Annotated in this window: 21 protein-coding genes and 1 pseudogene; 10 read left to right on the forward strand and 12 right to left on the reverse strand. The window is 33.0% G+C overall.

The genetic code is table 11. From position 1 onward, the window contains the following. Positions 1 to 153 precede the first annotated feature (153 nt). Together FG384_RS06360 and FG384_RS06365 are read left to right on the forward strand one after the other, a co-directional pair. A complete protein-coding gene (locus tag FG384_RS06360) occupies positions 154 to 420 on the forward strand; it encodes a guided entry of tail-anchored proteins factor 1 (RefSeq protein ID WP_142641750.1) in 267 nt (88 codons plus the stop codon). A 165-nt stretch (positions 421 to 585) separates the two neighbouring features. Beyond that, positions 586 to 765 carry a hypothetical protein gene (locus FG384_RS06365; protein WP_142641751.1) on the forward strand — a complete coding sequence of 60 codons (180 nt, stop codon included), beginning with the start codon at positions 586 to 588 and terminating at the stop codon, positions 763 to 765. Positions 766 to 911: 146 nt separating this feature from the next. Here FG384_RS06365 and FG384_RS06370 read toward each other — a convergent pair. Beyond that, positions 912 to 1,315: pseudogene (locus tag FG384_RS06370) on the reverse strand (GNAT family N-acetyltransferase). A 452-nt stretch (positions 1,316 to 1,767) separates the two neighbouring features. Here FG384_RS06370 and FG384_RS19740 point away from each other — a divergent pair. Continuing rightward, complete coding sequence (locus FG384_RS19740; protein ID WP_166462390.1) at positions 1,768 to 1,929, forward strand: hypothetical protein; 162 nt, start codon at positions 1,768 to 1,770, stop codon at positions 1,927 to 1,929. A 162-nt stretch (positions 1,930 to 2,091) separates the two neighbouring features. On the opposite strand, the gene FG384_RS19745 is transcribed toward FG384_RS19740, so the two are convergent. After that, entirely contained in the window at positions 2,092 to 2,244 is a 153-nt protein-coding gene (locus tag FG384_RS19745) for a hypothetical protein (RefSeq protein ID WP_166462391.1), read from the reverse strand. A 317-nt stretch (positions 2,245 to 2,561) separates the two neighbouring features. Here FG384_RS19745 and FG384_RS06375 point away from each other — a divergent pair, with 317 nt between their 5' ends. From FG384_RS06375 to FG384_RS06385, 3 genes are all read left to right on the forward strand, one after another. Then, entirely contained in the window at positions 2,562 to 2,705 is a 144-nt protein-coding gene (locus tag FG384_RS06375; RefSeq protein ID WP_142641752.1) for a YjcZ family sporulation protein, read from the forward strand. A gap of 477 nt (positions 2,706 to 3,182) precedes the next feature. Beyond that, positions 3,183 to 3,623 (forward strand): GlcG/HbpS family heme-binding protein, encoded by a 441-nt coding sequence (locus FG384_RS06380; RefSeq protein ID WP_240793355.1) that lies wholly within the window; start codon positions 3,183 to 3,185, stop codon positions 3,621 to 3,623. A gap of 238 nt (positions 3,624 to 3,861) precedes the next feature. Further along, positions 3,862 to 4,014 carry a YjcZ family sporulation protein gene (locus FG384_RS06385; protein ID WP_142641754.1) on the forward strand — a complete coding sequence of 51 codons (153 nt, stop codon included), beginning with the start codon at positions 3,862 to 3,864 and terminating at the stop codon, positions 4,012 to 4,014. 183 nt (positions 4,015 to 4,197) lie between these two features. Here FG384_RS06385 and FG384_RS19750 read toward each other — a convergent pair whose 3' ends face one another. The 3 genes from FG384_RS19750 to FG384_RS06395 all read right to left on the reverse strand — a co-directional run bounded on the left by FG384_RS19750 (position 4,198) and on the right by FG384_RS06395 (position 5,529). Next, complete coding sequence (locus tag FG384_RS19750) at positions 4,198 to 4,359, reverse strand: hypothetical protein (protein WP_166462392.1); 162 nt, start codon at positions 4,357 to 4,359, stop codon at positions 4,198 to 4,200. A gap of 61 nt (positions 4,360 to 4,420) precedes the next feature. Next, positions 4,421 to 4,834 carry a hypothetical protein gene (locus FG384_RS06390; RefSeq protein ID WP_142641755.1) on the reverse strand — a complete coding sequence of 138 codons (414 nt, stop codon included), beginning with the start codon at positions 4,832 to 4,834 and terminating at the stop codon, positions 4,421 to 4,423. 182 nt (positions 4,835 to 5,016) lie between these two features. Next, positions 5,017 to 5,529 carry a DUF3189 family protein gene (locus FG384_RS06395; protein ID WP_142641756.1) on the reverse strand — a complete coding sequence of 171 codons (513 nt, stop codon included), beginning with the start codon at positions 5,527 to 5,529 and terminating at the stop codon, positions 5,017 to 5,019. Positions 5,530 to 6,032: 503 nt separating this feature from the next. Here FG384_RS06395 and FG384_RS20145 point away from each other — a divergent pair. Further along, the gene (locus tag FG384_RS20145) at positions 6,033 to 6,392 is read left to right on the forward strand and encodes a hydrolase (RefSeq protein ID WP_240793356.1); all 360 of its coding nucleotides are present in this window, start codon (positions 6,033 to 6,035) and stop codon (positions 6,390 to 6,392) included. 186 nt (positions 6,393 to 6,578) lie between these two features. After that, a complete protein-coding gene (locus FG384_RS06405) occupies positions 6,579 to 7,217 on the forward strand; it encodes a cupin domain-containing protein (protein ID WP_142641757.1) in 639 nt (212 codons plus the stop codon). Positions 7,218 to 7,228: 11 nt separating this feature from the next. On the opposite strand, the gene FG384_RS06410 is transcribed toward FG384_RS06405, so the two are convergent. Both FG384_RS06410 and FG384_RS06415 read right to left on the reverse strand, forming a co-directional pair. Further along, complete coding sequence (locus FG384_RS06410; RefSeq protein WP_142641758.1) at positions 7,229 to 7,930, reverse strand: DUF421 domain-containing protein; 702 nt, start codon at positions 7,928 to 7,930, stop codon at positions 7,229 to 7,231. A 747-nt stretch (positions 7,931 to 8,677) separates the two neighbouring features. After that, on the reverse strand, positions 8,678 to 9,103 hold the full coding sequence (locus FG384_RS06415) for a hypothetical protein (RefSeq protein WP_142641759.1): 426 nt from the start codon (positions 9,101 to 9,103) through the stop codon (positions 8,678 to 8,680). A gap of 171 nt (positions 9,104 to 9,274) precedes the next feature. Between FG384_RS06415 and FG384_RS06420 the strand changes: the two genes are divergently transcribed. Next, positions 9,275 to 9,745: a DinB family protein gene (locus tag FG384_RS06420; protein ID WP_142641760.1), complete on the forward strand. Its 471-nt coding sequence runs from the start codon at positions 9,275 to 9,277 to the stop codon at positions 9,743 to 9,745. 50 nt (positions 9,746 to 9,795) lie between these two features. Here FG384_RS06420 and FG384_RS06425 read toward each other — a convergent pair whose 3' ends face one another. The 3 genes from FG384_RS06425 to FG384_RS06440 form a co-directional block, all read right to left on the reverse strand. Further along, positions 9,796 to 10,047 carry a hypothetical protein gene (locus FG384_RS06425; protein WP_142641761.1) on the reverse strand — a complete coding sequence of 84 codons (252 nt, stop codon included), beginning with the start codon at positions 10,045 to 10,047 and terminating at the stop codon, positions 9,796 to 9,798. A 134-nt stretch (positions 10,048 to 10,181) separates the two neighbouring features. Further along, the gene (locus FG384_RS06430; RefSeq protein ID WP_142641762.1) at positions 10,182 to 11,672 is read right to left on the reverse strand and encodes an aminoacyl-histidine dipeptidase; all 1,491 of its coding nucleotides are present in this window, start codon (positions 11,670 to 11,672) and stop codon (positions 10,182 to 10,184) included. Between the two features lie 835 nt (positions 11,673 to 12,507). After that, positions 12,508 to 13,272, reverse strand: coding sequence for an alpha/beta hydrolase (locus FG384_RS06440; protein WP_142641764.1), 765 nt, complete (start codon positions 13,270 to 13,272; stop codon positions 12,508 to 12,510). 136 nt (positions 13,273 to 13,408) lie between these two features. On the opposite strand from FG384_RS06440, the gene FG384_RS06445 reads away from it, so the two are divergent. Beyond that, positions 13,409 to 14,290: a LysR family transcriptional regulator gene (locus FG384_RS06445; protein ID WP_142641765.1), complete on the forward strand. Its 882-nt coding sequence runs from the start codon at positions 13,409 to 13,411 to the stop codon at positions 14,288 to 14,290. A gap of 53 nt (positions 14,291 to 14,343) precedes the next feature. Here FG384_RS06445 and FG384_RS06450 read toward each other — a convergent pair whose 3' ends face one another. Beyond that, on the reverse strand, positions 14,344 to 14,817 hold the full coding sequence (locus FG384_RS06450) for a GNAT family N-acetyltransferase (protein ID WP_142641766.1): 474 nt from the start codon (positions 14,815 to 14,817) through the stop codon (positions 14,344 to 14,346). 263 nt (positions 14,818 to 15,080) lie between these two features. Further along, the gene (locus FG384_RS06455; protein WP_142641767.1) at positions 15,081 to 16,196 is read right to left on the reverse strand and encodes a conserved virulence factor C family protein; all 1,116 of its coding nucleotides are present in this window, start codon (positions 16,194 to 16,196) and stop codon (positions 15,081 to 15,083) included. Between the last annotated feature and the right edge of the window lies 1 nt (position 16,197).

A 16,197-nucleotide genomic window follows, 5' to 3' on the forward strand; every position in this document is an offset into this window, starting at 1 on the left:
AATTAATATTTTCCATTTCGATTGTTTGTCTTTTTTTAGATCAACTACGTTATTAATGATCTACGGAAAACAAACGTTTTTTACATAACCAATTTTTAATACGCATATGATTAAGCTGAGTTGTTTTATTCTAAAGTTGGAGGCTACTTGTAAATGGCAAATGGTGAAAATAATAACAAGGATAATCAAAATTCAAACACAGGGATTAGCTCCTCAGAGCTTGCCGTTATAGGTGCAATAATAACTACTGTTGGTGATGCTATTTCTCTTATTGCTGCATTACTTGCACTAGAAGAAGAACAACAAGCACAAAGTACACAGGACGACAGTAATAATATGCAGAAACAGATTGACCATTTGACATCTGAATTAGAAAAGGTTAAAAAGCAAGTAAACATGAATAAATCTAAATGGATATAGGATCAATATCTCCCTTAAATCGATCCTTATTTTTAGCATCTCTTTAGATGCTTTTTTTGTTATATTCTGTTGGGGACTTTCTGTCATGTCTGATGCGAACTATGATTACTATTTGATTAAATCTATTCATATAGGTTAATACTTCTAAAAAAGAAGGTGGTATATATGATTAAATTAGAATTTACCATAAATAATTTTTATGCTGAAACCCTTAATGACTTAGTAAAGCAATTTAATGCACTAATTCCTGAGAATGTTCCTTATTCATATTCAACACAAGATGTTATTGAGTTACTTATCATTCGCGAGTATGTGAATAGCGAAATAAAAATTTCTAGAACTTGAAAAAGACTAATAAGGATACACGATCACTTTTTTCTTCGTACAAACTTGTTAATCTTAACTAAATATAAAAGTTCGAAAAAAATAGTGATAATTTAGCACTCAAAAACGCTTGGACAAATTTCCAAGCGTTTTTGCTTATTTTTGTTTTATATTCCACATTGCATTTTGTAGTTCCTCAAGCTCATACCATTTGACTTCGTCATTCCGAACTTCTCATAATATGGAACTAAATCATCGTCACAACATAAATCAATCATGTATAAACCATCCAGTTCTTTCAGCATCCTATTTACTAATCCCTTACCTATTCCTTTATTTTTAATTCTGGTAAAATCTCAAGAAATGGAATGTATGCAGATAGAATTCCATCACTTATTGCTGTAATAAATCCTATTACTTGATTAGTATTTTCATCAACTGCAATAATTACATTACTGCTTTTCTTTAATAGTTTTAAGTGAGTAAGTGAATTTGGTGGTTTTAGCCAGTCCACAAAAAAGCCATTTAACATTTCCGAAGTAATACCATCTAGCGAGTTCTGGTATATCATATTATATCAGCTCCTAATTACTATTAACTTATTAGAGAGATGAAATAAATCAAAAGTACAGTAACAAAGATTAGACCTCCAAGCATTCTAAGTGATACTATCATTTATTCTACTTACATTTCAAAATTCCTTCTTTTGATTTTTTTAGTACGACTTTAACCGACGTTACTTCTTTACTTTGGTAAGTAGATGAAGCCTACTAGCTAATCAAGGAAAACGATACATTTTGCCAAAGATAATAGTACGTATCCATGAAAAATCCAAACTGTAACGTTTTAATGATTTATAATTACTAATGAATTGGGAGTAAAGCAGTTCTTTTTCTTGATTTTTTTCTCCGTCAATGTATAAATTATCTTAACCTAGACTACACTTTATGATTAAGAGCTACTATCAGTCGGGAAAGTCTGATAATTAGCTCTAACATCTAATTTAGTTCAGGAGGTCTCTCTATGGCGGAAAACGTATCTTTTTTATTTATGATGGTCATATTCGTTTTTCTAATACTATTTATCATATTGAAACCTAAAAAATTCGAGTTTACTAAACAGATAATAATTACTTCCATAATATTAATAATCGGATTAGGACTCATTGTTTATTTTACTTCGTGATACATATTTCTTTTCTTCTATTCAAATTTTGACCGAACTGTTTAATACTCTTTTCAAAGGTATAATGATTTTCTTGAAATAACAGATATCCTTGCTATATCCTCGACTAGAACGAACGTTCTAGTACTTGGGACACTGAAGAAATTACTGCCCAACAAATCATTAACCATTACCACTTAATATTTTTGCCGTTATTTTACATTTAATAGTTCTAGTAAGCCTATCAATCACTTCCGTTACTTCGTTCTCCGTTTCAAGATTTCTTAATCCCTTACACTTGTCTTTTAATTTTATTTTCCCACCAGTGATTTTCATTCCATTTACTCCTTGCATATTCACAAATGATTTAATCCATAATAGTTTCAAGTAATAAATGAGGTGATTTTATGTCTAATTTCAATTATGAATTCATTCAATTATTCCAGCTCTATATTGAATTAATTCTTAGAACAAGGTAACAACAGCACAAAAAATGTTGGACAACAATAAAAATAAAATTAACTTTGAAATAGCTATCCTGAGCGGCACTTACCCTCCCCCTGTCGAATAATTTTTACAAACCACACAAATGCTCAGACAAACATTTACTATTTACATAGAATGAACTATCTCATTTATAGGAGGTGTTCAATATGGGAAATACTGATTGTGGACCTGGTTATGAAAGATCAGGAAACGGATCAGGATTTGCTTTAATAGTCGTACTGTTTATATTATTAATAATCATTGGTGGATTAGCCTTAAATAGCCACGGCTATGGTGGAGTCCCTTGTTGAAATTACACCATTAATAACTTCACTAAAAAACAGTACATCTGAGGCAGGTTTATATTACCTGTCTTTTTCCTATTAATTTAAAAAGTTTGTCAAGTACCTAATTAGTTGAGTTTCTATCTTAAATGCCTACTTAATAATGAAGAAAAAAAAACGAATTTGTTTCTTATTATTTCCAAGGTTGTATGCCCCATTTCTTTTTTATCAATTGAATAAGCTATTTTATAACTGTAGAGGCACTTCGAACCTCCCGATTGTGCCTCCAGTATAGAAGAACTCGTTGTAATTTCACGATTGAAACGGACAAACATCTATTAGTTACAAAGAATGAATTAACTCATCTTCATCTATTGTTCTTTACAGTAATCTGGGTCCTGTTCGTCTCAACTAACTGTAATTATTCATACGAATCACTATTCCCTCCTTACAATGGCTAAGATTTATTCATACATTACAATAGATTTAAGAAGGGGGATGAATATGCTTATATCATTAAGATTGGCTATTGTATTGTTAGAAGCAGCGGAAAGAAAAGCGTTAGAACTTGGTCTTTCCGAGGATATCGCAATTGTTGATGAAGGGGGAAACCTTATTGCCTTTCATCGCATGGATAATGCGAAGATAGCGGGTATTGATATTGCTCAGAACAAGGCATGGACCAGTGTTGCTATGCAAATGCCGACATCAAATTTAGCGAATGCTGCACTTCCTGGCGGTCCTTCTTTCGGAATCAATACAACTAATCAAGGAAAAATCGTAATACTAGGTGGAGGAATACCACTAATTTTCAACAATAAGGTAGTCGGTGGTGTAGGTGTAAGTGGTGCTACCAGCGAACAGGATATCGAAGTTGCTAATGCTGCCCTTTTAACATTTAATAAAATGACTAACGCAGGTTCCAATTCTAATCCAAATAAATAGGGTGTTGTCATACTCCAGCATTCTAAAATGGAAGATTTCTGTATTATGCAGAAATCTTTATTTGTCTTAAACTAAGACAATTTCACTTTTATTATTTGAATAAGATATTTTATAGGGCCAGGTCAAACCTGCATCGGTGCCTCAAGTGTAGAATATCTTGTTATAACCACACGAATGAATCAGACAAAGATTTTTTTTTTACATAGAATGAACTATATCATCTATAGGAGGTGTTCATATGGGTTATGCGGGTTGTGGACCTGGATATGGAGGATCAGGATACGGATCTGGATCCGTATTCGTTCTAATTGTCGTTCTGTTTATTCTATTAATAATCGTAGGCGCAGTTGCCTTCGACAATCGCCGAGGCTACGACGGAGCTCCTTGTTAAGATGCCTCCCTAAAGGCTTAGGATTAAAAGCGAATCCAGTAAATTAAGACAGGTGCCTTATGACCTGTCTTTTTTATTTGTTACTTTAGAGAAGTTTACCTCTATCTATTTTTCTCGGTTTTAAGCCGTAATTAAATACCTTACTGTCAATACTATATCTGAAGCATCTTACGACGTTAGTTTTTATCTTAATTCACCAAGTGATCCTTCTCCCATAATTTCCATTACTTCTCCTGCAAACTTAACCTCGCTTCCCATTGGGACTTCATCACGAATTAATGCTTCATTTTCATATTCAACAGCTTGTTGTTTTAACTGTTCATTTAATTCTTCTTGTGTAGCCATCAAATCCTTTCAACAATTAAACCACTTTATCTAATTAAAGCATTACAACTCCTTAGGATGCTTAAGTGTATTTATAAATTTCTTTTATTGACTCAGTATATTCCGCTGCCCAATCGTGGTTTGAATCTTCGATATTATTGAAGACAAGTTGTTCCCCATTTTCAAATGTGAGAACTAATTCATGAGACTGTCCCGTAAACTTACTAGTTGTGAATTTCTTTTTCACTATGTTCTTGGAGTAATGTTCAAATAAAAAGTCCGCATCCTCTATTTTTGAAACTTTTAAAATGCTTTCTTTAAAAATAAAGAATAATTCTTTCTTTTTTTCATTAACACCATTTTTAAAATAAAAAGCGAGAATATTTTCTTCCTTATATACATCAGAAATAAAAGCAATTACCCGAATATACCCGTCACTTCTAAAATTAAATTGCATATTTGCCACTTTTTCTTTGAAATTTTTATATTCAAACATTTCATCACCTCCCACTGACATTATTCGCCAATGCTAGTGAAAATCCTTTAATATATATATATATATCTTCAGATCCAATCTATTCAGTCCTTCTTCAGCCTCTACTAATCGATTTCACTTCCATTATTCAATTACATGAAAAAAACGTCCATTTGGACGTTCTCTTTAAGCATCTCTTATGATTATTTATATATTTCATTTTCAAGGATAATCACTTTTTCATCGTTTGAAGATTGCCCAATTTGCTTCGTATTTTCAACTAAGCGAAATATATTATCACAACATTGTTTAGCACCCATAACTAATAATGGCACACCTATAAAATCAATTTTTATTCCTCTAGAGAAAAATCCTCCCATTGACATGACGAACGGCACAGTTGGTGAAGTATTAGAGAATATTATTTTTTCATTAAATGGATACTTGCTGTGTAGTAATAAGCTCATGTTTTTTAAGGCTGGAACAACTAGTTTGTTAGATTTTCTCCCTATTGTATATACCGAATCCCCATTTTCGTCTATACCGTGAAAAATTATTTTTCCTGAATCCTCTTTCGTTAATTTATTGAAGTAGTTAACATTTAATATTTCTTCTTTCGTTAGTTTTCGTTCTGATTGAGTAATTTCTTTTAAATGATAGGCAGCCGCCAAAGCAGTGGTATGAGTACCACCATAGTCGTTATATATATAAATCATCGTATCATCCTTCATATAATTTCTATTGTTATTATGGTCGTTTAAACTACTTCAAATTCATTTAATCAATTTTTTACTCACATAACATTCAGATTACCTTCCCTAGAAATAATCTGAACATTACTTTTGATTACTCACCTTTTTAATAATTCGCTAAATTCTGAGTTACTCTTTGAAAGGTGCCAGATTATTTATTACACCAATGGATGAACTGAACTTAAGTAAAATTGTGAATTATATAGAGTTGTTTTAGAAAATTTTATTGTCATTGGACAAATTATACAATCCATTACATTTTGAAATCATAAGTTATTTATGAAAGACTAGGTTTACAAAGAACAGATAGAAGGTTTTTAATCTTCCTGAATTTCTTATAACATAACTTCTAGACTTCGAAATAAAACTTTATTGTAATTGGACAAATTGTACAATCAAATTACATTTTGAAATCATAAGTTATTAATGTAAGACTAGCTTATCAAAACTAGAAAGGGGGTCTTGAAATGAGAAATACGAGAAATAATTGGAAAGATAGTTGTTCTTCTAGTCACAAGAGAAAATGTTGGTGCGAAGAACATCATGAAAGAAAATGTAGTTGTGTTCATGAAAAACATCATGAGAAAGAAGTCAAACGACATCAATGTAAAGGTTGTGCATGTGATCAACTAAGAAGATTACAATCCCAAACTCCAGTTGATGTTTTCTTATCAGGTGGTCAAGTATTAAGTGGTTTGTTTTTTGTTAATTTTGACAAGGATACTTGCTGCGCATTCTTTATTGATCCATCCACAACAGTACCTTCAACACTAATCATCGACTGCCAAGACATTCTAGCTATTCGCTTACTTGCAGCTGCAGCATGATTTAAAGTGGTCTCTTTCTTTAAGAAAGAGACCTTTTTCTTTTCCAGTTCCTCCGTAATACTTCTTGCATTCCAGATTTATAAACTCATCATATCCATATATACATATACATATGATGTATAAGATGTGCTAACATAGCACACTCGAGATTATAGGGAAGGATGTACTAATGAGCTCAGCTCATTTATTGATTATACGTCTCCAACAACTCAGTTCGCATTTGATGTAAATAAAAGTCCACTCTTCAAAAAAGATAATGAAAACTATATTAACATTTTAAGTATCAATCAATTAAATACTCTAGAAAATGTGTCATTATTGGATATTTATCTAAGCACGAGTAATGTCGTTGAGCCGCATTATCATCAAAATGCTGCAGAACTAGTGTATTGCATTTCAGGAGCAGTTATTGTTTCCATACTGAATCCATTTACAAAACAACTTCTAAACTATCCTCTTACATCTGGTCAGGTTGCCAATGTTCCTCAAGGTTGGTGGCATTATGAAATAGCAACAGTTGATAACACTCATCTACTGGCAATATTTGATGCACCAATACCTGAAGTAATTTTGGGCTCAGATATATTGAAATTAACCCCAGCAAATATTATGGCACACACTTATTGTATGGATGAAAGCCAATGGAAAAATGCAATTGCTCCCATTACCCCCCCCACATTTATTGGTCCTCCAAAGGACTGTAATAAACCAAAAAATAATATTCACTTTCAAAATCCACAGTATATGAACCAAAACTCCAACCAAATGTATCCATCTAATTATCCTTATCCAATGCAACCACAAAGCGGCACTAATAACCAGTAATGATGAATTCTTTAGTTATACAAGTAGATCTTAAATTCATCCTGGAGGTCAATTGTTGCTATTAATATGTCGTGTACTTCCACATTTAATAATGAAGTTTTGCCTTCTAGCCAATTGATATCTTTCCCTGTATTATGTAATTCATTGAAATCTATTTTCCCCTCTTTAATAATTACTTTGGGAATACTAAATGGTTTTCTAATTACTTGTATATCCTCTGGTGTTAAAGGTTGAAGTTGAGGGGACAAGAAAAATGATATAGTTCCATCTGGCTCCCATAAAGCAAGTGAAATTTTTTGGATTTCTTCTATTTTTTCTTTTCTTGCTTCTGATAATAAATGATCGATTGTTATTCTCGCTTTCCGTAATCCTTTATAGATGATTTCTCCATTTTTTATTAATGGAAAAGGAGACGGTTCTAGCCAATTTTTAAAAACTTCCAACTTCAAACTTATTAGTACAGTTACAATGTACATAATTGTTAATACTGAAGTGGTAATAATAGAGCCTTTTAACCCTAGTCGTTCGTCTGATAATGGATGCGCTAGAATATTCCCAAGAATTAAAGCTATTGTAAAATCGATTAATCTTAGCTGAGCAATTGATCTCCTCCCCATTAATTTCGTTGCTATGAGTAGAAAAATAAAGGTAACAACTGCACGTAATATCCATTGAATTGTTGTAAGAGATTCCTGACCGTGAAAAAAGTCCACCTAATTTACACTCCAGTTCTTTGTAGAAGAAGATGACATTAGTATTTCCAACAATTCTATAATCATGAGTGGCGCTTTTCCAAAAAGAAGTTTATGGTATTAAGCAATCTCAAATGCTACAATTGAAAATTTTAACCATAATAAAACGCAATATGTATTTCTCCGGTAATACTTTCGGATTGAATACAAAAGGCAGTTGGAATGAACTAATTCCAACTGCCTTAAAATTTTTCTTAATTATCTTCTATAGATCCTATCATTAACGAGAGCAGTACTCTTCGAGTACCGATTTTACTCCGTAAACGGGCCTTGCCAAGTTTAAATAACCAATTCCTTCAAGTTCAGGGTGGCAGATGTAAGCATCGCTTGCATGGACAATTTAATAATCCTCTAAGAGTTGTTTAACGCATACCATCCTTTTCCTTAGCATCCGCAAAGACACGTTCTACAGTTTTTTCAAACCTACGATTGTTAGTAGCTGTTTTCACATGACTAAATATAAAACAAGTTTTCCGAAGCTTACCGCTCGCTTTCCGCGGGCGTTGCCTCAGCCTCCTCGCTTCGCTGTGGGGTCTTCGACTAACGCTTTTCCCGCAGGAGTCGATCGAACGCTTCTCCAAACTAAGAGAATGTTACCTTGAACTTTATTGTATCTCATATAAAAATCAAAAACTGTGGAGCAAACTCGTTTTTTTTTGAGATTGTCTAATGTCTGAAAGTATTTCTTGGGAAAGCTTTTTTGAGTTTCTATTTCGATAATTCCTTATATGCAAGAACCTTTAATGCTAGCATTTCTTCTTCCGTCAACGTATTTTCAAGCTTGCTAAAAATTTCTTGTTTTTCTTCGGCAGTCATGCCATTTTTAGCTTTTGTTTGGAAATCTTTTAAGTCACTTACATTGAACTTTTTAACCAATACTCTCGTTGCTTCTTCTTTCGTTTGAAAAGGTAGTTTACTACTATCAACATTTTTTCCTTCTTCAATAAATGCTTGTAATTGTGGATCATTGTTTATTTCATTTTTAATAGTTTCAAGTTGACCGCTATCTTGTAGCTCCACTGCTACCTTATCCATAACTTGATCTGCTACTAATTTTGGTAAAAAATAATATGCTGATATCCCTATTATTAAGATAATAACTATAATACTAAAAAAAACTTTAATAAATCTCAATACTCTCTCCTCCTAGTTGTTAGTTAGATTCTACACTATTTCACAATATGTTAATAATAGCATTTCAGTTGGAAAAATACGAAACTCTCTTTGTTAACAATACTCATAACTAAAAATGCCATTTACAACAGAACATATATTCTGTTAATATAAATTTTGGAGGTGGATAGTGTGAACGCTACAAATTTACTAATACTTAATTTTAATGAGATTCGAAGAAGAAGCATTAAAATTTGGAACTCTATACCTGAAGAATTGTATAGTTGGAAACCTGATGAAAATGCACTAACTTGTTTAGAAATGGTTCGACATGTCTTAGAATCTGAATATTATTATCATTTAGCAGTAAACAACAGAGGCAGCATTTCTAACTTTGTTTCTCCTTTTGAATCGAGAGAATTATTATCAGTTCAAGATGAACTTCATTTTGCACAACAATTCAGAAATAGTTTTATGAGCACGATTCAATCCTTTAATGAAGAAGACTTAAAAAATATTCGAATTGATCGCTCCGATGTTGGATATGTAAGAGACCTTGGAGATATGCTCTTGCGAATTGCTTATCATGAAGCAGTGCATACTGGACAAATTCTAGACTATCTACGCACAGCTGGAGTAGATAGACCAAATATTTGGGATTGATTTTTTTAGAGTATTAATTTTCTATTAATACTCTTTTCCATGAAAATAATTTACACTGTTTTACCTAATTTTAGCTTATATTCTGAAATTTTATAGTCAATAAATGCACCAATTACTCCAATAGGCAAACCGCCTGCTGAAATGGAAAGAAAGATGATAAATAAACTTAGCTTCTCCACTTTATTACTTAAAAAATATAGCAAGAGGAGAGTTCCTATTACAGTAAATATTACTGTAAAATAATAAGTTATATGCATTTCTTCTTTCACGTTGGCATCATTTTTTATTAATTCTTCATTCAACTAACTCCCTCGTTTCTTGAAACCTAACTATAGCCTCCTCATTATTTACTAAAATCTAATTATTTACTCATTCTTTTTTCAAAGAACATATAAAAAAGCTAACCAATTACTCAGTTAGCTTAAGAGAGAAGTTCCTACTCTTCATTTAATTGTTGTTCTCCATAGAAATCCTTCATTCTTTTTAAAGTATAAATGAAATACTCCCAATTATTTATTGTTGAAGGGATACTCACATGTTCTTCTGGAGTATGGACATGAAAAATATCTGGCCCAATAGATACAGCGTCTAATCCAGGTATTTTTTCGATAAACACTCCACACTCAATCCCTGCATGCACAGCAATAACTTCTATATTCTTCCCATATTTTTCTTGATACGTTTCTTCAAACAATTTCATAACTTTTGACTTAGGGTTATATGGCCATTCAGGATAATCTGAATCAATTGTTACTTCACATTCAAGTAAATTTGCAATTAATTTTGCTTGATTCACCATATAGGATTTTACACTTTTGACCGAACTTCTAATTTCACTTACAAATGCTATTTCGCTCTCATTAGTTGACACGAACCCTAAATTTGTAGAGCTTTCTACTAATCCCTCTATCCCCATACTCATTCCTTGAACACCATCGGGTATTAAGAGTAAAGATGAGATGGCTTTATTCGCTGTTACTTTGGAGAGCACTTTTGAAGAAGCGATTTCTCTTTTTTCAATACTAACCGAAATGCCTGGATCTGAAATTTGCAACTCAGTTTTGAATGTTTGATCCCATAATTCAATTCTTTCTGTAATTTTTCCAAGATCATCTGATTGAAATAATATTATTGCTTCTGCTTCGCGGGGAATTGCATTTGACTTTAAGCCCCCGCTTATTTGCTGAATGAAACAAGAAAATTCAGAAGTCAAATCATGGAGCAATCTGCCTAATAGTTTATTAGAATTTCCTCTTCCCTTATCAATTGAAATGCCAGAGTGACCACCTTTTAATCCCTTTATACTAACACAGTAAGTTACCTTATCTTGAGATACATTATCCCATTTAATAGGTAGTTTCTGAACAACACGTACCCCTCCTGCGCTACTAACTAACAATTTGCCATCTTCTTCTGAGTCTATATTAATAAGTATTTTACCATTAAAATGAGCCGCATCAACTGCAAGAGCACCTTTCATCGTCGTTTCTTCTTCAGTAGTAATAACTACTTCTAGAGCTGGATGTGGAATATCATTCGAGTCTAATAAAGCTAGTGCGTATGCAACAGCAATTCCATTATCTGCTCCTAATGTTGTATCCGTAGCATATAACATATCTCCAATAATTCTTAATTGAAGAGGATCTTTCTCGAAATCATGATTTGTCCCTTGATTCTTTTCGCAAACCATATCCATATGTCCCTGTATAATGACTGTTGGTGAATGACTATAACCTTCAGTAGCTGCTTTTTTAATAATGACATTCATTGATTTATCTTGCACTACGTCTAAATCTCTATCTTGTGCAAAGCGCACCAAATAATCACTGATTGACTTTTCATTACCTGAACCTCTAGGAATTTTAGAAATCTCTGCAAAATAATAAAATACTGGATGGCTTATTAACTCTTCTAAATTGTTATACATAGGATTCGTCCTCCCCATTAACTTTTTCTCTATTCTCGAAGGCCAATGCTTTCTATCTGTAATTTCGTAATGTTATCGATGAATTTATTATAGCTCATACATACTATTAAAGTTACCAAAAGATTCTAGTAATTAAACTAGAAAACGATATTATATTATGGTGAATCACTAATTTTTTCTTAAGGAGAATAATTTATGAAACCTCAACACCTTGCCCAGGCTGTAAAATAAAATACACCTCAGATAATTACATCACAGGTGTCAGATTTTCGACAAAAGGTATCGAAAAGACACCCTCTCTATACCTTTCTCATCTGTAGCTGAATGAAACGAATAAGCAAACTGTTTTATTCTTTCATCTTTTACATTGTTTGAAGTTATAGTTGGACATACCTAACAATAACCCAATAGAGAGGAAAATCGTTGAGATAGCTCCCTTTCCGCGGGCGTTGCCTCAGCCTCCTCGCTTCGCTGCGGGGTCTTCGACTAACGCTATTCCCGCAGGAGTGTCGCCTTTTTCAACGATTTTCTAGTTTTAGACAAGCCCATCTTGCTCTTTTCAATTAAAATAAAAGTACAAAATTGGGGAAAAATAGTGAACTAAAAAATCGACACGGGTATGATTTGGCATCGAGCGCAGGTCTATTTGACATGTCAATTCAAGGTCCACAGACTGCGAGGAGGAGTCTCAAGCCCTTTAAGTGGAACGCACCGATTGCAGTGGAAATCCACTCTCTCTTAGCACCTTATATTTTTTATTTTATTTATAAAAAGACTGTAAGCAAACTCGAAGATTACTCGAGTTTGTCTACAGTCGGAGGTGATTTTACTTGTTCTATTGATTTTGATGAAGTGTATCCGACCAATCTACTTGATTTAAGAAAGCATACACGTCTTCACATACTTTATCTTTTTCTTTTCCTAGAGTAATAATATGTCCTGATTCTTGATACCAAATTAATTCTTTTTCTTCAGTTTCCACATGATCTAAGATAAAAGAAGCACTTTCTTTATAAATGGAATCGTCTAAAGCACCTTGTAGAACGAGTGTTGGAGAAGTAATCGAATGCAAGTCTTCACAAGTACCTTCTGTGAAGGACTGAACACCATTTAAGGAATCCTTCGGGATATTTCTCAGCTCTTCTAGCTCTTCTATAATAACGTCTTTTGATTTTCCTTCAAAAGATTTATAAATTTTTGCGTAATTGTATAATCGATCAGACAAACCTTCAGCGCTATTTCGTTTTATCGGTGCGCACATAGATACAACCGCTTTTACTGGAAATTCCTCCGCAACTTTTAATGAAAACACACCACCTAAGGAAATTCCTGCCACTGCAATTTCTTCATACCCATGATTTTTTAAATAGTTGTATCCATCGACAACATCTTGCCACCAGTCGGCAGGACTAGTTTCAAGTAATTCTTCAGGAGTTACACCATGTCCTTTGTACATTGGTGCATGACAAGTAAAGCCTCTTTTTTGCAAGTACTCGCCTAACCTTTTAACATCTTTCGTGCTTCCAGTAAATCCATGAAGCAATAATACAGCTCGATTTCCACCTTCGAATGTAAAAGATTTAGGTGTAACTACTTTCATCTGAATATCCCCTTTAGTTAGCTAAAACATTAATTTAATGAATTAATACTATCATTGACAATTGATAAAGTATAATTTATTATTTTTATCATTATAATGCATAAAAGTTATCAATTAAAAAGGAGATGCTCGATATATGGAATGGCAACGACTCGAATATTTTCAAACACTTGCGAAAGTACAACATATGACACGTGCAGCAGAAATTTTATCCATCTCACAACCGGCATTAAGTCGTTCCATTTCGAGTTTAGAAGAAGAAATTGGTGTACCCCTTTTTGATAGACAAGGTCGCTCAATTATCTTAAATCGTTATGGGCTTATGTTTTTACATAGAGTAAATCGTATTATGAATGAAATGAACGAAGGTTTGACTGATATACAACAACTCATTCATCCAGAGCAAGGGGAAGTTGCACTTGGATTTTTACATACACTTGGTACGAACATTGTGCCAAATTTAATCAGAACCTTTCATGATGAATACCCAGGAATTACTTTTCAATTGAAGCAAAATCATACACATACTCAATTAAATCAATTAAAATCTGGTGAATTAGATCTTTGTCTCCTTGCTTCTATAGAAAATGAAAAGATGATTGAATGGACTGAATTATGGCGTGATGAATTATTTATCATTGTCCCTATTGACCATCCACTAGCAAACAGAAAAAGTATCCAACTAAGGAAACTGGCGAACGAATCTTTTATTTCTCTAAAAAAAGGATATGCACTTCGTGTAACAACAGATGAGATATTTAGAAGTTCTGAAATAGAGCCAGTAATTACTTTTGAAGGCGAAGAAGTTGCAACGGTAGCAGGATTTGTTGCAGCAGGGCTTGGTTTTTCCATTCTACCTGATGGCGAAGAAATTAATCCAAACAAAATTGCAAAATTACGTATTGAAGATATGAAATGTGAGCGAGTCATTGGTATGGCAAGAGTAAAAAATCGTTATTTATCACCTGCAGCTAATAACTTTCAACAATTTATACTTGATTATTTCTTAAAAAAATAGGTTTTGTTCTTTTAGCTAACAAAATCTAATTTAGGGTATTATTACTTAAGTTGCTAAATCAGTTTTTTCAACATCTTATAATTTGTTAGCATAATCCCTTTTCTTTCAACAGTTTGCATTTTAATTACTTTATAACCTTTATGCTCAAAGAATGTTTTAGCAGTTATACTTGCATCCGTAGTTATTTGCGAAATATCAAATTTTCTTGCTTCTGATTCAAGTTTTTCAACGAGTAAAGTTGCAATACCATTACGTTGATAATCTTTGTGTACATAAAGTCTATCCAAATATCCACCACTTGTTAAATCGGCGAAACCAACAATTTCATTATTAATTTTAACTACATACGCGATATGTTGACTCAATGAGTCTTTCCAAAAAGATATCCTCATCTCTTTTTCTTCCTTTGGTGCCCAAACATTTAATTGTTCTAAAGTATAATCTTTGGAATTTATTGTATGTACTGTATCATAAAATAAAGAGACGATTTCTTCGATATCTGAAATAGTAAATTCTGTTATTTTCATGTAAAGCTACTACCTTCTTTCTATTGGAATTATTTCCTTCTCAATAGTCTACTAAAAAGAAAAAAAATAAAATAGCCTCACTCTACTTGAGAGTGAGGCTATAAGAAATATCATTTTGTAAGAAAACGAAGGGAGATCTTCTTCAGGTTACCAGCCTGTTTCTTACACCTATATATTATCATGTAATCGTCAAAGACTTATGTGTAATAGTTGTGCACAGAGCACATATTAACCACCATTGGTAAACTGTTCATTTATTTCATTTATTTTTTTCTTGCTTCACTCATTTGTTTCCAAACAGAGCCTTTTGCTTCCTCTCCCTCTTCAATTCGAGCTATTGCCATTCGTATTTGCAACTTGACTTCATACTCTTTATCTTCCAATGCCTCTTTTAGGACAGGGAGAGCATCATTATCTCCTACCTCATAGAAGTACATTGCCGCACGCCAGCGAACTAGTTTGTTTTTATCAAATAGTGCAACTTTCATTGCTTCTGCAAAAAGTTCGAAACCTAAGTCACTCATAGCGTCGCCTGCTGTTCTTCGGACTGCTGCACTTTTATCTTTTAGGGAAATTTCTAAATATGGAATGACTGCTTCATCCTCTATTAATCCTAAATACACTGTTGCTAATCGACGGATTGATACTTGTTCGTCTTGAACAGCTTTTGCTAAAATCGGTAAATCTTCTATTTCTGGATTGATTAAATTATTCAGTAATTGAAATCTTTCTTCCCACTCACTTACTTCAAATTGTTCTAAAGTAAATGGTACTCGTACTGCTGATTTTTCTTCCGTGGAATTATCTTTTTCTTCAATTAGCTGCTGTAGCTTACTTTGTGGGAAAGTTGCTTCTAGCTCTTTAACTAATTGTTCCCCTATTTCTTTTTGGTCACCGTAGCGTACACCAAAGTCAACCCATTTGCGGAGTAATATATAATTTTCTTTATCGCCTTCCATTGCTTCGTCTAGCGCTTTTATAAACCGGTCAGATAATCCATATCTAGATTCTGACTCACTATCAAATACCTTTACTTGCAAAGGAATTCCTTTATATTGTTGGACATGAACATATACTTCTCCATAATGATCCAACGATTTTTCCAAATCTTCTTCCTCATTTTCTGCACCAAACACGTTCTCTACAGCAGCTAAAATTGACTCCCATGAAAACTTTGCATTTCTTTCAATCGCTAAGAAATCTGCAACATGATAGATTCCTTTAATCCCTTCGATAGCAAAAATATCTTGTATTTCTTTTGGTGCTCCTTCAATATTGTCAGCTTTGTAATTATTGCTCTTACCAAAAGGAAGCTCTGAATCGATAATCACTTTCATCGTATTAGGACTTGGCGTTGGTTCTATTGTTACTATTTTCATT

Origin of the sequence: Psychrobacillus vulpis (genome assembly GCF_006861825.1) — a bacterium.
Classification (GTDB): Bacteria; Bacillota; Bacilli; order Bacillales_A; family Planococcaceae; genus Psychrobacillus; species Psychrobacillus vulpis.

Bases quoted from the DNA above. Each gene is read 5' to 3' on its own strand.
- FG384_RS06455 (WP_142641767.1), bottom strand. From the start codon at position 16,196: ATGAAAATAGTAACAATAGAACCAACGCCAAGTCCTAATACGATGAAA.
- FG384_RS06395 (WP_142641756.1), bottom strand. From the start codon at position 5,529: ATGATTTATATATATAACGACTATGGTGGTACTCATACCACTGCTTTG.
- FG384_RS06390 (WP_142641755.1), bottom strand. From the start codon at position 4,834: ATGTTTGAATATAAAAATTTCAAAGAAAAAGTGGCAAATATGCAATTT.
- FG384_RS06385 (WP_142641754.1), top strand. From the start codon at position 3,862: ATGGGTTATGCGGGTTGTGGACCTGGATATGGAGGATCAGGATACGGA.
- FG384_RS06380 (WP_240793355.1), top strand. From the start codon at position 3,183: ATGCTTATATCATTAAGATTGGCTATTGTATTGTTAGAAGCAGCGGAA.
- FG384_RS06365 (WP_142641751.1), top strand. From the start codon at position 586: ATGATTAAATTAGAATTTACCATAAATAATTTTTATGCTGAAACCCTT.
- FG384_RS20145 (WP_240793356.1), top strand. From the start codon at position 6,033: ATGAGAAATACGAGAAATAATTGGAAAGATAGTTGTTCTTCTAGTCAC.
- FG384_RS06430 (WP_142641762.1), bottom strand. From the start codon at position 11,672: ATGTATAACAATTTAGAAGAGTTAATAAGCCATCCAGTATTTTATTAT.
- FG384_RS19750 (WP_166462392.1), bottom strand. From the start codon at position 4,359: ATGGCTACACAAGAAGAATTAAATGAACAGTTAAAACAACAAGCTGTT.
- FG384_RS06375 (WP_142641752.1), top strand. From the start codon at position 2,562: ATGGGAAATACTGATTGTGGACCTGGTTATGAAAGATCAGGAAACGGA.
- FG384_RS06360 (WP_142641750.1), top strand. From the start codon at position 154: ATGGCAAATGGTGAAAATAATAACAAGGATAATCAAAATTCAAACACA.
- FG384_RS06450 (WP_142641766.1), bottom strand. From the start codon at position 14,817: ATGAAAATAACAGAATTTACTATTTCAGATATCGAAGAAATCGTCTCT.
- FG384_RS06445 (WP_142641765.1), top strand. From the start codon at position 13,409: ATGGAATGGCAACGACTCGAATATTTTCAAACACTTGCGAAAGTACAA.
- FG384_RS06440 (WP_142641764.1), bottom strand. From the start codon at position 13,272: ATGAAAGTAGTTACACCTAAATCTTTTACATTCGAAGGTGGAAATCGA.
- FG384_RS19745 (WP_166462391.1), bottom strand. From the start codon at position 2,244: ATGAAAATCACTGGTGGGAAAATAAAATTAAAAGACAAGTGTAAGGGA.
- FG384_RS19740 (WP_166462390.1), top strand. From the start codon at position 1,768: ATGGCGGAAAACGTATCTTTTTTATTTATGATGGTCATATTCGTTTTT.